13 protein-coding genes are annotated in these 12,998 nt (G+C 72.0%); 2 read left to right on the top strand and 11 right to left on the bottom strand.

Annotated features, from left to right (window positions below):
• Window positions 1–8 precede the first annotated feature (8 nt).
• The 5 genes from ABR737_RS16035 to ABR737_RS16055 form a co-directional block, all read right to left on the bottom strand.
• Window positions 9–374 carry a cytidine deaminase-like protein gene (locus ABR737_RS16035; protein WP_350250857.1) on the bottom strand — a complete coding sequence of 122 codons (366 nt, stop codon included), beginning with the start codon at window positions 372–374 and terminating at the stop codon, window positions 9–11.
• Window positions 375–726: 352 nt separating this feature from the next.
• On the bottom strand, window positions 727–2,070 hold the full coding sequence (locus tag ABR737_RS16040; RefSeq protein ID WP_350250858.1) for a hemolysin family protein: 1,344 nt from the start codon (window positions 2,068–2,070) through the stop codon (window positions 727–729).
• Between the two features lie 12 nt (window positions 2,071–2,082).
• Window positions 2,083–2,580, bottom strand: a complete 498-nt coding sequence (ybeY, locus tag ABR737_RS16045) for an rRNA maturation RNase YbeY (protein ID WP_350250859.1) — start codon at window positions 2,578–2,580, stop codon at window positions 2,083–2,085.
• A gap of 66 nt (window positions 2,581–2,646) precedes the next feature.
• Window positions 2,647–3,651: a PhoH family protein gene (locus ABR737_RS16050; RefSeq protein ID WP_350250860.1), complete on the bottom strand. Its 1,005-nt coding sequence runs from the start codon at window positions 3,649–3,651 to the stop codon at window positions 2,647–2,649.
• Between the two features lie 226 nt (window positions 3,652–3,877).
• Window positions 3,878–5,023, bottom strand: a complete 1,146-nt coding sequence (locus ABR737_RS16055) for a carbohydrate kinase family protein (protein ID WP_350250861.1) — start codon at window positions 5,021–5,023, stop codon at window positions 3,878–3,880.
• Window positions 5,024–5,089: 66 nt separating this feature from the next.
• Between ABR737_RS16055 and ABR737_RS16060 the strand changes: the two genes are divergently transcribed.
• The gene (locus ABR737_RS16060) at window positions 5,090–6,430 is read left to right on the top strand and encodes a 6-phospho-beta-glucosidase (protein WP_350250862.1); all 1,341 of its coding nucleotides are present in this window, start codon (window positions 5,090–5,092) and stop codon (window positions 6,428–6,430) included.
• A 268-nt stretch (window positions 6,431–6,698) separates the two neighbouring features.
• Here the strand turns inward: ABR737_RS16060 and ABR737_RS16065 are convergent, their stop codons facing one another.
• Entirely contained in the window at window positions 6,699–7,328 is a 630-nt protein-coding gene (locus tag ABR737_RS16065) for an MBL fold metallo-hydrolase (RefSeq protein WP_350250863.1), read from the bottom strand.
• The gene (locus ABR737_RS16070) at window positions 7,328–8,413 is read right to left on the bottom strand and encodes an S-(hydroxymethyl)mycothiol dehydrogenase (protein WP_350250864.1); all 1,086 of its coding nucleotides are present in this window, start codon (window positions 8,411–8,413) and stop codon (window positions 7,328–7,330) included. Before ABR737_RS16070 ends, ABR737_RS16065 begins: the two co-directional genes overlap by 1 nt.
• A gap of 330 nt (window positions 8,414–8,743) precedes the next feature.
• Between ABR737_RS16070 and ABR737_RS16075 the strand changes: the two genes are divergently transcribed.
• On the top strand, window positions 8,744–9,577 hold the full coding sequence (locus ABR737_RS16075) for an HAD family acid phosphatase (protein WP_350250865.1): 834 nt from the start codon (window positions 8,744–8,746) through the stop codon (window positions 9,575–9,577).
• An 85-nt stretch (window positions 9,578–9,662) separates the two neighbouring features.
• Here ABR737_RS16075 and ABR737_RS16080 read toward each other — a convergent pair whose 3' ends face one another.
• From ABR737_RS16080 to ABR737_RS16095, 4 genes are all read right to left on the bottom strand, one after another.
• Window positions 9,663–10,568, bottom strand: coding sequence for a ribonuclease Z (locus ABR737_RS16080; RefSeq protein ID WP_350250866.1), 906 nt, complete (start codon window positions 10,566–10,568; stop codon window positions 9,663–9,665).
• Between the two features lie 6 nt (window positions 10,569–10,574).
• Window positions 10,575–10,934, bottom strand: coding sequence for a histidine triad nucleotide-binding protein (locus tag ABR737_RS16085; RefSeq protein ID WP_086720407.1), 360 nt, complete (start codon window positions 10,932–10,934; stop codon window positions 10,575–10,577).
• Window positions 10,935–11,111: 177 nt separating this feature from the next.
• The gene (locus tag ABR737_RS16090) at window positions 11,112–11,855 is read right to left on the bottom strand and encodes a 16S rRNA (uracil(1498)-N(3))-methyltransferase (RefSeq protein ID WP_350250867.1); all 744 of its coding nucleotides are present in this window, start codon (window positions 11,853–11,855) and stop codon (window positions 11,112–11,114) included.
• A complete protein-coding gene (locus ABR737_RS16095) occupies window positions 11,852–12,940 on the bottom strand; it encodes a nitronate monooxygenase (protein ID WP_350250868.1) in 1,089 nt (362 codons plus the stop codon). Before ABR737_RS16095 ends, ABR737_RS16090 begins: the two co-directional genes overlap by 4 nt.
• Window positions 12,941–12,998: the final 58 nt, after the last annotated feature.

A 12,998-nucleotide genomic window follows, 5' to 3' on the forward strand; every position in this document is an offset into this window, starting at 1 on the left:
TCCCGCGCTCAGGCCGGTGCGTCCCCCGCCGGGACGGCGCTGCGCAGGGTGCCGTCGGGGCCGGCGACCAGGACGGGCGTCGCGGGCCCGCCGAGGTCGCGTACGGCCGCACGGTCCGCGTCGGCGGCGCGCTCGGCGTCGGTGACCACGGCCGCGGCCTCCAGGGACGTGGCCCCGCTGGCGACGGCCATCGCCACGGCCGTCTGCAGCGCGCTGAGCTGCAGCGAGTCCAGGGCGACGGTGCCGGCGACATAGGTGCGGCCGGTCTCGTCGCGGACGGCGGCGCCCTCGGGCACGCCGTTACGGGCCCGCGCCGAGCGGGCAAGCGTGATGATCTTGCGGTCTTCCGGGTCCAGCGGTGCGGCTTCGCTCATACGGGCGAGCATATGCGGGGCCGCGGACGGCGGCGGAAAAGGGGGCGGTCGGCCCGGGGCCGCGGACGATGCGCAGGCAGCCCGCGGCGGAAGGGAGAGGTGGCTGCCCCGGTCCCCCGCTCCGGGGCAGCCTGCGCGGGAAGATCTCTGTGACGATTTCCCTCACGCACGGCGGCCGCGCTTCCAGCGACCGCCAGAAGATCTTTCCATGCGGCACACGACAGAATCCAGCCCCACTGGAAATGACTTGCAGAACATTTCCGGTGCACTGGAGATAAGTAGCCTTGTGGAGTTCGGCGGCGAAGAAAATTCCCGCCCTCACACGAAATTACGCAATGAATTCCGCATACGTTCAGCCGGCGGAACGACCGCCCTCCCAGGGCCCCTCCGACGCGCTCGCGCCCTCGGGACGCACCGGCTCGCAGACCACCGTGATGATCTTGTTCCGGCGGCCGCCCGGGGACTCCGCGGTCAGCCGGAGCGCCTTCAGGCCCGGGTCGGACGCGTCCTCGGAGAGGTCGACCTCGGCGGTGGCGCCGGCGATCGGAACCCGGCCGAGGAGCTTGGCGAGCAGTCCGCCGACCGTTTCGACATCCTCGTCGTCCAGCTCGGCCAGGCCGTACAGCTCGCCGAGGTCGCCGATGTCCAGCCGGGCGGTGACGCGATAGCGGCCGTCGCCGAGGTCTTCGACGGGCGGCAGTTCCCGGTCGTATTCGTCGGTGATCTCGCCGACGATCTCTTCCAGGATGTCCTCGATAGTGACAATACCGGCGGTGCCGCCGTATTCGTCGATGACCACCGCGACATGATTGCGGTCCTGCTGCATTTCGCGCAGCAGATCACCGGCATTCTTGGTATCGGGGACGAAGACGGCGGGGCGCATGGCCGTGGAGACCAGCTCGTTCTCGGCGTCGCGGCTGATGTGGACCTTGCGGGCGAGGTCCTTGAGGTAGACGACGCCGACGACATCATCCTCGTTCTCGCCGGTCACCGGGATGCGCGAGAAGCCGGAGCGCAGGGCCAGGGTGAGCGCCTGGCGGATGGTCTTGAAGCGCTCGACGGCGACCAGGTCCGTACGCGGCACCATCACCTCGCGGACGAGGGTGTCACCGAGCTGGAAGACGGAGTGCACCATCCGGCGCTCCTCGTCCTCGATCAGCGACTCCTTCTCCGCGAGGTCGACCAGCGAGCGCAGCTCGGCCTCGGAGGCGAACGGGCCCTTGCGGAAGCCCTTGCCGGGGGTGAGGGCGTTGCCGAGGAGGATCAGGAGCGGCGGGACGGGGCCCATGATGCGGGCCAGCGGCAGCAGCACATAGGCGGCGGCGGTCGCGGTGTTCAGCGGGTGCTGGCGGCCGATGGTCCGCGGCGAGACGCCGACGGCGACATAGGAGACCAGCACCATCACGGCGATGGCGACGGTCAGCGCCTGCCACGTCTTGTCGAAGGAGCGCAGGCAGGCGTAGGTGACCAGGACACCGGCGGCCATCTCGCAGCCGACCCGCACCAGCAGGGCGACATTGAGGTAGCGGGTGGGGTCGGCGGCGACCGCGGCGAGCTTGGCGCTGCCGCGGCGCCCCGAGCGGACGGCCTCCTCGGCCCGGAAGCTGGTCGTCCGGGCCAGGCCGGCCTCCGCGCAGGCGGCGAGCCAGGCGATCACGACGAGCAGGACCGCGACCGCGATCAGCTGGGTGGTCATCGCAGCGTCCCGTCAGGTCACGGTGGGGGCCGGCGAGGGGCCGGTCAGGCCCTGCTCGGTCCGCCAGCCGTCGATGATCGCCGCCTGCAGGCCGAACATCTCGGCCTTCTCGTCCGGCTCTTCGTGGTCGTAGCCGAGGAGGTGGAGCACGCCGTGGACGGTGAGCAGCTGGAGCTCTTCGTCCATGCTGTGCCCCGTCGGGGCCTCCTCGCCCTGCTTCTTGGCGACCTCGGGGCAGAGCACGATGTCACCGAGGAGTCCCTGCGGGGGCTCCTCGTCGTCCTTCGCCGGCGGACGCAGCTCGTCCATCGGGAAGGACATGACGTCGGTCGGGCCCGGCAGGTCCATCCACTGGAGATGGAGCTGTTCCATGGCCTCGGCGTCCACGACGATCACGGACAGCTCGGAGAGCGGGTGGATACGCATCCGGGCGACGGCGTAGCGGGCGACATCCAGGATGGACTGCTCGTCGATATCCGTGCCGGACTCGTTGTTGACGTCGATGGACATGGGGGAGTTGCTTCTCGCTTCTGTGTGCCGGGCGCGGGCCGGCCGGTGGTCCCGGCCGGCCGGGGCTCATGTGCCGTTGCGGCTGTCGTACTTCTCGTAGGCGTCGACGATACGGCCGACCAGCTTGTGACGGACCACATCCTGGCTGGTGAGCAGGGAGAAATGCACATCGTCGACGCCGTCCAGGATGTCCCGGACCTGGCGCAGACCGCTCTTCGTGCCGCCGGGGAGGTCGACCTGGGTGACATCGCCGGTGATGACGATCTTCGATTCGAACCCGAGGCGGGTGAGGAACATCTTCATCTGCTCGGGGTTCGTGTTCTGCGCCTCGTCGAGGATGATGAACGCGTCATTAAGCGTTCTACCGCGCATATACGCCAGCGGAGCGACCTCGATCGTGCCCGCGGCCATCAGGCGCGGGATGGAGTCGGGGTCGAGCATGTCGTGCAGCGCGTCGTAGAGCGGGCGCAGATACGGGTCGATCTTCTCGTAGAGGGTGCCGGGCAGGAAGCCGAGGCGTTCGCCGGCCTCGACGGCGGGGCGGGTCAGGATGATGCGGTTGACCTGCTTGGCCTGCAGCGCCTGCACGGCCTTCGCCATCGCGAGGTAGGTCTTGCCGGTGCCGGCCGGCCCGATGCCGAAGACCACGGTGTGCTCGTCGATGGCGTCGACATAGCGCTTCTGGTTGAGGGTCTTGGGCCGGATCGTGCGCCCGCGGTTGGACAGGATGTTCTGGGTGAGCACCTCGGCGGGTGTCTCACTCGCCGCTCCCTCGCCGTCCTCCGCCGCGCGGAGCATGGCGATGGAGCGTTCCACTGCGTCCTCCGTCATCGGTTGTCCGGTGCGGAGCACCAGCATCATCTCGTCGAAAAGGCGCTGGACGAGGGCGACCTCGGCGGCGTCGCCGACAGCGCTGACCTCGTTGCCACGGACATGGATGTCGGTCGCCGGGAAGGCTTTTTCGATCACGCGCAGAAGGGAGTCTCCGGATCCCAGGACCGTGACCATCGGGTGTTTGGCCGGGACGGTGAACTGGGCGCGCGCCTGCGGTTGCGTGGGTGTCTGCGTCATGGGGCGGCTCGGTGGCCTGCTCAACCCCCATCCTTTGCTCGTATGAGGTGCCTGCCTGCAATGACCTGCACTCGACTCCTTGGGATACAAGAGTACGACGGGGCACCGACAAGCCCGAGGCCTTTTCCTGCCAGGGGTGGGCGTGGGGGCGGCCGGGACGCGGCCGGACGGCCCGATCGGCCCCGGCCTCATCGGCCCCGGGCCCGGTCCGCAGGCCGGGCCGCGCTCAGGCCGGGCGGCGGAAGCCGATCGTGGGGACGGCGCGGGCCAGCGGGGCGGGCCGGTAGGCCGCGGGCAGCACCTCGTCGAGGAAGGCGTACTGGCGGCGCAGCGCGCCCGGCGCACCCGCCTCGCAGCCCCGCACCTGCTGCCACCAGCCGGCGATCTCGGCCCACCCGGGTGCGGACAGCGAGCCGCCGAACTCCTGTACGGACAGCGCGGCGCTCAGCCCCGCGAAGGCGAGCCGGTCGGCGAGCGGCCAGTCGGCGAGGGTGCCGGTGACGAATCCGGCGACGAAGACATCGCCGGCGCCCGTGGGGTCCAGCGCCTCCACGGCGATGCCGGGCACCTCGGCGCTCTCGCCGGTCCGCCCGTCCACCGCGTAGGCCCCCTCGGCTCCCAGCGTGACCACGGCAAGCGGCACCCGGTCGGCGAGCTTGCGGGCGGCGGCGCGCGGGCAGTCCGTGCGGGTGTAGCGCATCGCCTCCTCGGCGTTGGGCAGGAACGCCTCGCAGTGTTCGAGGTCGGCTAGGTCGGCCGGGTCCCAGCGGCCGGTGTCGTCCCAGCCCACATCAGCGAAGATCCGGCTGCCGCGGCCGGCCGCGCAGCCCAGCCAGCCCTCCCGGCGGCCCGGTACCAGCGAGGCGACGCAGGCGCGGGACGGCGGCGGGCAGCCCGGGGCGTGCTTGCCGTCGAAGGTGTAGTCGGGCGGCGGCGCCTCGTGGCCGTGCGAGACCATCGTGCGCTCGCCCTCGTACGCCATGGAGACGGTGACCGGGGAGTGCCAGCCGGGGACGGTGCGGGACAGCGCCAGGTCGATGCCCTCGCCCTGTTCCAGCGCCTCCCAGCAGTACTCGCCGTAGTGGTCGTCGCCGAACGCGGCGGCGAGGGAGGTGCGCAGGCCGAGCCGGGCCAGCGCGGTGGCCATGTTGGCGACGCCGCCGGGGCTGGAACCCATGCCGCGGGCCCACGATTCGGTGCCGCGGACGGGGGCGCTGTCCAGGCCGGTGAAGATGATGTCCAGGAAGACGGTGCCGGTGAGGTAGACGTCGGTGTGCGGGTCTCCGTCGGCGCGCACCGCTGCGAGCGGATCGAGGGCCGGTGGCACTGCGGCCGGTCCCGCGGGCAAAAGGTCATCGCGTCGGCTGCTCACCGTGCTCGCTCCTCTCGTATCGGCACGTGCCGCCAGTGTGCCTGATGCTGCGGTACGTTCCGCCCCATGAGGCTGACGATTCTGGGCGGGGGCGGCTTCCGGGTGCCGCTGGTCTACCGCGCGCTGCTGGACGACCCGGCACACGCCGTCTCCGAGGTGGTGCTGCACGACACCGATCCGCGCCGGGTGGGGGTGATCGCCGAGGTGCTGACTCGGCTGGCGCGGGGGCATCCGGCGCCGGTGCCCGTACGGGTCGAGGAGCGGCTGGACGACGCGCTGGCCGGGGCCGGCTTCGTCTTCTCGGCGATCCGGGTGGGCGGCACGGCAGGGCGGATACGCGACGAGCGGATCCCGCTGTCCGAGGGGGTGCTGGGCCAGGAGACGGTCGGCGCGGGCGGTGTCCTCTACGGCCTGCGGACGGTCCCGGTGGCCCTGCACATCGCCGAGCGGGTCGCGGCGCTCGCCCCGGAGGCGTGGGTCATCAACTTCACCAACCCCGCGGGCACGGTCACCGAGGCGATGTCCCAGGTGCTGGGCGACCGCGTCATCGGGATCTGCGATTCGCCGGTGGGGCTGGTGCGCCGGGCGGCACGGGCGGCCGGCGTGGACCCGGCGGCCTTCGACGGGACCGGCCGGGTCGGCTACGACTACGTGGGGCTCAACCACCTCGGCTGGCTGCGGTCGTTGACGCTGGACGGCACCGAGCTGCTGCCGGGGCTGCTCGCCGACGACGCCGCGCTGGGCTCCTTCGAGGAGGGCCGGCTCTTCGGCGCCGACTGGCTGCGGACCCTGGGCGCGCTGCCCAACGAGTATCTGCACTACTACTACTTCCGCCGCGAAACCCTCGGCTCCGTACGGGACACCACCGAGACCCGCGGCGAATTCCTCGATCAGCAGCAGGGCGGCTTCTTCGAGCGTGCCGCGTCGGCCGGCGGCCCGGAGGGGGCGTACGAGCTGTGGGAGCGCACCCGGCTGGAGCGCGAGGAGACGTATATGGCGCACAGCAGGGAGGCCAGTGGCGGCTGGCAGCGCGACAGCCACGACCTGGAGGGCGGTGGCTACGACCGGGTGGCGCTGGCGTTGATGCACGCGATCGTGGGCGACAGCGGGACCCGGCTGATCCTCAACGTCCGCAACGGGACGACGGTGCCGCAGCTGGCGCCGGACGCGATCGTGGAGACGGTGTGCGAGGTGACGTCGCAGGGCGCCAGGCCGCTGCCCTGCGCGCCCCTGCGAGAGGACCAGTTGGGGCTGATGCTGCAGGTCAAGGCGGTGGAGCGGGCGACGGTGGAGGCGGCGGTCTACAAGGACAGGGACGCCGCGCTGCGGGCGCTGGCGCTGCATCCGCTGGTGGACTCCCCCGCGGTGGCCGCCCGCATCCTGGAGCGGGCGGCCGGGGAGGCATGAGGAGGCGGAGGCCCGGCGAGGGACAACCTCCGACCGGCCGGAATGCCTCCGCCCTCGCCGGAATACCCTCCGTCCCCGTCGGAATACCCTCCGTCCCCGCCGCGTTGTGGCCCGCAAGGGGCGTCCGCAACCCTTACGGGATGCGGCCGCCCCGGCCCTTAATGGCCCGCGCGCCCCCAGCGCCTTCGTTCAGCCCAGCGCCCCGCGCCGCCTCAGTGGCCCGCGCCGCCGCCCCAGCGCCCCCGCCGCCCCAGTGGCTGCGCGCCCCTCAGTGCCCCCGCTTGATCCACTCCTCCAGATGCGGGGCCTCCGCCCCGATCGTCGTCGGGTCGCCGTGTCCGGTACGGACCTGGGTCGCGGGCGGCAGGGTCAGCAGCCGGTCCCGGATCGAGGCCACGATCGTCGGGAAGTCCGAGAAGGACCGGCCGGTGGCGCCGGGGCCGCCCTGGAAGAGGGTGTCGCCGGTGAAAACGGTGCCCAGCTCGCGGGCGTAGAGGCAGACCGCGCCGGGCGCATGGCCCGGGGTGTGCAGCACGGTCAGATCCGTACCGGCGATGGTCAGCACCTGGCCGTCCGCCAGCTCCGCGTCCGGCGCGGTGTCCGCGTGGGTCATCTTCCACAACGGCAGGTCGGCGGGGTGCAGATGGATCCGGGCACCGGTGCGGGAGGCCAGCGCCGGGGCCGCGTCGATGTGGTCGTCGTGCCCATGGGTGCAGACGATCGCCCGCAGCGTCCGGCCGCCGAGGGCTTCGAGGATGGCGTCGGCGTCATGGGAGGCGTCGATGACGATCGCCTCGTCGTCGTCGCCGACGATCCAGACGTTGTTGTCGACGTCCCAGGTGCCGCCGTCGAGGGAGAAGGTTCCGGAGGTGACCAGGTGGTCGATACGGGCCGCCATCAGAGCGTCACCACCGAACGCAGGACGTCGCCCGCGTGCATCCGCTCGAAGGCCTGCTCCACGTCCTCGATGCCGATGGTCTCCGTGACGAACGCCCCCAGGTCGATCCGGCCCTGCAGATGCAGGTCGATCAGCATCGGGAAGTCACGGGAGGGCAGGCAGTCGCCGTACCAGGAGGATTTGAGGGCGCCGCCGCGGCCGAAGACGTCCAGGAGGGGGAGTTCCAGGGTCATGTCCGGGGTGGGGACGCCGACCAGGACGACGGTGCCGGCCAGATCGCGGGCGTAGAACGCCTGCCGGTAGGTCTCGGGGCGGCCGACCGCGTCGATGACGACGTCCGCGCCGAAGCCGCCGGTCAGTTCGCGGATCGCCTCGACGGGGTCGGCGGTACGGGAGTTGACCGTGTGGGTGGCGCCCATGGAGCGCGCGGTCTCCAGCTTGCGGTCGTCGATGTCCACCGCGACGATCGTGACCGCACCGGCCAGCCGCGCGCCCACCACGGCCGCATCGCCGACGCCGCCGCAGCCGATGACCGCGACCGAGTCGCCGCGCCCGACGCCACCGGTGTTGATCGCGGCGCCGATGCCCGCCATCACCCCGCAGCCCAGCAGCCCGGCCGCCTCGGGCGCCACCCGGGGGTCGACCTTGGTGCACTGCCCGGCGGCGACCAGCGTCTTGTCGGCGAAGGCGCCGATGCCCAGTGCCGGGGTCAGCTCCGTGCCGTCCTTGAGCGTCATCTTCTGGCGGGCGTTGTGGGTGTCGAAGCAGTACTGGGGGCGGCCCCGCAGACAGGCGCGGCACTGGCCGCACACCGCCCGCCAGTTGAGGACGACGAAGTCCCCCGGCGCCACATCGGTGACCCCGGCGCCGACCGACTCCACGACGCCGGCGGCCTCGTGCCCGAGCAGGAACGGGAAGTCGTCGTTGATGCCGCCCTGCTTGTAGTGCAGATCGGTGTGGCACACCCCGCACGTCTGAATCTTCACCACGGCCTCGCCGGGGCCCGGATCCGGCACCAGGATGGTCTCCAGCCGGACCGGTTCGTTCTTCCCCGGCGCAATCACGCCGCGCACTTCCTGTGCCATCGGGACAGCCCCTTTCAAAGATCACGTACGGGACCACTGTGGCGCGCCGCCACCGATCCGTGCCTCACCGTACGCGCGCCGGGCCACCGGGCACAGGACCACGGCCGGGTCCGTGATCTCCGGTCCGGGACCGCCGGGCGCACGCCCGCTCGTGGTGCCCGCGGGCGACCTACTCGCGTCTGCAGAGGGAGTGGGCGGCCAGGGAGCGTCATGGCTGTCAAGAGTCCGTACCCATGAGCCTTTGCCAAGGGTTGAATCTTCGCGCGTAGAGACCGACTTGAGGCTCTGTTAGACCTACGGGGTCCACTCATGTCTCCTGAGGAGTCGCGCATGCCCCGCCCCGCCCGTTTCCGCCCCGCCCTCACCCGGAGAGCCCGGCTCGGCGCCGCGACGGTCGCCGCCCTCGTCACCGGCACCGCGGTCTTCGGCATAGGCCAGGCCACCGCCGAACACTCCGTGCCGCGCACCGACAAAGAGATCCCCAACCTCACGCAGGTGCAGGACAAGATCAAGGCGTACTACGGCGACACGGTGACGGCGGACGGCGAGCACTACGCCTCCCCGCACAGCAACTACGCCCGCCAGGTCCGCGGCATCGAGGCCAAGGCCCGCGGCTACCTGTCCAAGGCCCTTGCGCAGCACGGCCGGACGGGCAAGCAGGGCAAGGAAGGCAAGCAGGCCAAGCCGGCCATCGTCCTCGACATGGACGACACGACCCTGCTCACCTACAACTACGAGCTCCAGGTCGGCTTCCACTACACCGAGGAGAGCCAGGACAAGTACCTGGCCCACCACGACATGGACCCGGTCTTCGGCATGAACCGGCTCGTGAACTGGGCGCACGCCAAGGGCGCCGAGGTGTTCTTCCTGACCGGCCGCAAGGAGGCGCAGCGCGACTGGAGCGTGCGCAACCTCACGAACGTCGGCTACGACGTGCCCCTGGACAGCCGGCACGTCTACCTGAAGAACAAGGAGCACCCGCCGGCCTACCTGCCCTGCGGCGCCACCTGCACGACGGTCGAGTACAAGTCGGGCACCCGCAAGCACATCGAGTCTCTCGGCTACCGCCTCGTCGCCAACTTCGGGGACCAGTACAGCGATCTGAACGGCGGTGCCGGGGACCGGACGTTCAAGCTGCCGAACCCGATGTACTACCTGCCGTAGGAGCGCGGCGCACGGCCGCGGAAGCACGGCGCGCACGCCCGGAGCGGCGCGGCACACGCCCGGCGGACGGATCTCCGCCGGGCGTTCAGCGCCGCTTGGGCACCGGCACCCGCATCAGGTCCTTGGCGATGGTCAGCTCGCCCGTGAAGCCCGCCGCGCGGGCCTGCCGCTCGAACTCGGTGGGGTCGTCGTAGCGCTGCGAGAAATGCGTCAGCACGAGGTGCCGCACCCCCGCCGACGCCGCGACCTGCGCCGCCTGCCCGGCGGTCAGGTGCCCGTGGTCGGTGGCCAGCTGAACGTCCTCGTCCAGGAACGTCGACTCGATGACCAGCATGTCCGCCCCCTCCGCGAGGGCATGGACGCCGTCGCAGAGGCGGGTGTCCATGACGAACGCGAAGCGCTGGCCGGGGCGCCGCTCGCTCACCTCGTCGAGGGTGACGCCGTTCAGCTCGCCGAGCCGCCGGAGGCGCCCGACGTCCGGTCCGGCGATGCCGTGCGCCGCCAGCCGCTCCGGCAGCATCCGGCGCGCGTCCGGCTCGATGAGCCGGTAGCCGTACGACTCGACCGGGTGCGAGAGCTTGCGCGCCTCCAGGACGTACGCCGCCGAGCGCTCCAGCTCACCGTCGACGGCCACCGGCCGCTTCACCAGCCGGACCGTCTCCCGGTACGCGGTGGCATAGCGCAGCCGGTCGAAGAAGTGCTCGCCACTGGCCGGGTAGTGGGCGGTGACCGGGTGCGGCACCCGGTCGAGGTTGATCCGCTGGATCACCCCGGCCAGGCCGAGCGAGTGGTCGCCGTGGAAGTGCGTGATGCAGATCCGGTGGAGGTCGTGGGCGGCGACCCCGGCGCGCAGCATCTGCCGCTGGGTTCCCTCGCCGGGGTCGAAGAGCAGCCCCTGGCCGTCCCACCGCAGCAGGTAGCCATTGTGGTTGCGGTGCCGTGTGGGAACCTGGCTCGCGGTGCCGAGGACCACCAATTCACGTACGGACACGGTGCGTTACCCGGGGGGCCACTGCAGGCCGCGGCCGCCGAGCACGTGCAGGTGGGCGTGGAAGACGGTCTGGCCCGCGCCGGCGCCGGTGTTGAAGACGACCCGGTAGCCCCGGTCCTCGACCTTGTCCTCGGCGGCGACCTCGCGGGACTCGCGCAGTATGTCGGCGATGACCTGCGGTTCGGCGGCGGCCAGGCTCGCGGCGTCCGGGTAGTGCACCTTGGGGATCACCAGGACGTGCGTGGGCGCCTGGGGGTTGATGTCGCGGAACGCGACGGTGGTGTCGGTCTCCCGGACGATGGTCGCCGGAACCTCTCCCGCCACGATCTTGCAGAACAGGCAGTCGGCCTGCGGTTCTCCCGCCACCGGTGGCACCTCCCGGGTCGTGTGTCGTACGCACGGTGCGCACGGCCTCGGATGCTACCGGGCGGGCCGTATCCGGGCGTCCACCCCACCCCACGCCGCGCGGTCCCCGCCGCCCGGAACCGCACACCGCACGGGAGGGCTGGTCGCCCGGAGGTCCGGGGCGGCCGGTGTGACTCCCTAGCTCCAGCGCCCCGTGCGCCCCAGCAGCAGCGCCGTGGCCGCGGTGCCCGCCGTGGAGGTGCGCAGCACGGTCGTCCCCAGGCGGTAGGGCCCCGCGCCCGCCTCGGCGAAGAGGGCGAGCTCTTCCGGGGAGACACCGCCTTCCGGCCCGACGACGAGCACGATCCGGCCCTCGGCGGGGAGTTCGGCGGTGGCGAGCGGGGAGCTGCCCTCCTCGTGGAGGACGGCGGCGAAGTCGGCGTCGGCGAGCAGGGTGGCCACCTGCTTGGTCGTCAGCGGGTCCGCGACCTCGGGGAAGGTCAGCCGGCGCGACTGCTTGCCCGCCTCACGGGCCGTGGCACGCCATTTGCCCAGCGATTTGGCGGCCCGCTCGCCCTTCCACTGGGTGACGCAACGCGCCGCCGCCCAGGGCACGATGCCGTCCACACCGGTCTCGGTCATCGTCTCGACGGCCAGCTCGCCGCGGTCGCCCTTGGGGAGCGCCTGGACGACGGTGATCGTGGGTTCCGGCGGCGCCTCGGTGCGCAGCTCCGCGACGGCGACGGTGAGCCGGTCCTTGCCCTCGACGGCGGCGACCGTGCCGTGCGCGCCCGCTCCGCGGCCGTCCGTCAGGACGACCTCCTCACCGGCCCGCAGCCGGCGCACCGACACCGCGTGCCGGCCCTCGGGACCGTCCAGGGTCAGCGTGCCGCCGGCCCGTACGTCCGCGAGCGAATCGACGAGGAACACCGGCGCGGTCATGCGGCGCCACCGGCGCCCGGGTGGCTCAACGCGGCGCGCGCCGCTTCCAGTTCACCCGCCAGTACTTCCACGAGCTGCCCGGCAGGCAGCTCCCGCGCCAGCCGGTGCCCCTGCCCCGCCCACAGGTTCATGCCCTGCGCGTCGCCCGCCTTGGCCGCGGCCTTGCGCACCGTGGAGGTGAGGTAGTGGACGGCGGGGTAGGCGGCCGGGGCGTACGGGCCGTGCTCGCGCAGGAAGCGGTTGACCAGTCCGCGGGCGGGCCGCCCGGAGAACGCCCGGGTCAACTCCGTATGCGTGAACAGCGGGTTGGTCAGCGCCTGCTTGTGCAGCGGGTTGGCGCCCGATTCGGGGGTGGCCAGGAAGGCGGTGCCCAGCTGCGCCATGCTCGCCCCGGCGGCCAGCACCGACGCGATCTGCGCCCCGCGCATCAGCCCGCCCGCGGCGATCACCGGGATCTGTACGGCCTCCCGGACCTGGCCGAGCAGCGCCAGCAGTCCCAGCCCCGCGCCGGTGCCGTCCGCATGCGGATCGTCCCGGTGGGTGCCCTGGTGGCCGCCGGCCTCCACGCCCTGCACGCACACCGCGTCGGCACCCGACCACTGGGCGGCCTGCGCCTCGGCGGCGGTGGTGACCGTGACAATGGTGTACGTACCGACCGCGGCGAAGGAGTCGAGGACGGCACGCGAGGGGCAGCCGAAGGTGAAGGACACCACCGGCACCGGGTCGTCCCGCAGGATCGCGAGCTTGGCCTCGTAGCCGTCGTCGATGGGCCCGTCGATGTCACCGAGCTCGGTCTCGTACCAGGCGGCCTCGCCCGCGAGTTGCTCGCGGTAGACCTCGACGACCGAGCCGTCGGCCAGCGAGGGCTGCGGCATGAAGAGGTTGACGCCGAAGGGCCGGTCGGTCAGCGACCGCAGCTGTTTGATCTCCTGGTACATGCCGTCGGCGGTTTTGTAGCCGGCGGCGAGGAAGCCGAGACCGCCGGCGCCGCAGACGGCGGCGGCCAGCTCGGGTCCGGAGCCGCCTCCCGCCATCGGGGCCTGCACGATCGGATGGCGGCAGAGATCGGTCAGTGCGGTGGGCATGCGCACATCGTGTCACGCCCACCGCGCCGTTCTGAACCGGGGCCGAGGCCGCCGCGCC

Origin of the sequence: Streptomyces sp. Edi2 (assembly GCF_040253635.1) — a bacterium.
In the GTDB taxonomy this organism is placed as follows: Bacteria; Actinomycetota; Actinomycetes; order Streptomycetales; family Streptomycetaceae; genus Streptomyces.

What these genes read in the sequence shown, in the direction of transcription:
- ABR737_RS16035 (WP_350250857.1), bottom strand. Translation starts at nt 374, where the DNA reads ATGAGCGAAGCCGCACCGCTGGACCCGGAAGACCGCAAGATCATCACG.
- ABR737_RS16040 (WP_350250858.1), bottom strand. Translation starts at nt 2,070, where the DNA reads ATGACCACCCAGCTGATCGCGGTCGCGGTCCTGCTCGTCGTGATCGCC.
- ybeY (WP_350250859.1), bottom strand. Translation starts at nt 2,580, where the DNA reads ATGTCCATCGACGTCAACAACGAGTCCGGCACGGATATCGACGAGCAG.
- ABR737_RS16050 (WP_350250860.1), bottom strand. Translation starts at nt 3,651, where the DNA reads ATGACGCAGACACCCACGCAACCGCAGGCGCGCGCCCAGTTCACCGTC.
- ABR737_RS16060 (WP_350250862.1), top strand. Translation starts at nt 5,090, where the DNA reads ATGAGGCTGACGATTCTGGGCGGGGGCGGCTTCCGGGTGCCGCTGGTC.
- ABR737_RS16065 (WP_350250863.1), bottom strand. Translation starts at nt 7,328, where the DNA reads ATGGCGGCCCGTATCGACCACCTGGTCACCTCCGGAACCTTCTCCCTC.
- ABR737_RS16070 (WP_350250864.1), bottom strand. Translation starts at nt 8,413, where the DNA reads ATGGCACAGGAAGTGCGCGGCGTGATTGCGCCGGGGAAGAACGAACCG.
- ABR737_RS16075 (WP_350250865.1), top strand. Translation starts at nt 8,744, where the DNA reads ATGCCCCGCCCCGCCCGTTTCCGCCCCGCCCTCACCCGGAGAGCCCGG.
- ABR737_RS16090 (WP_350250867.1), bottom strand. Translation starts at nt 11,855, where the DNA reads ATGACCGCGCCGGTGTTCCTCGTCGATTCGCTCGCGGACGTACGGGCC.
- ABR737_RS16095 (WP_350250868.1), bottom strand. Translation starts at nt 12,940, where the DNA reads ATGCCCACCGCACTGACCGATCTCTGCCGCCATCCGATCGTGCAGGCC.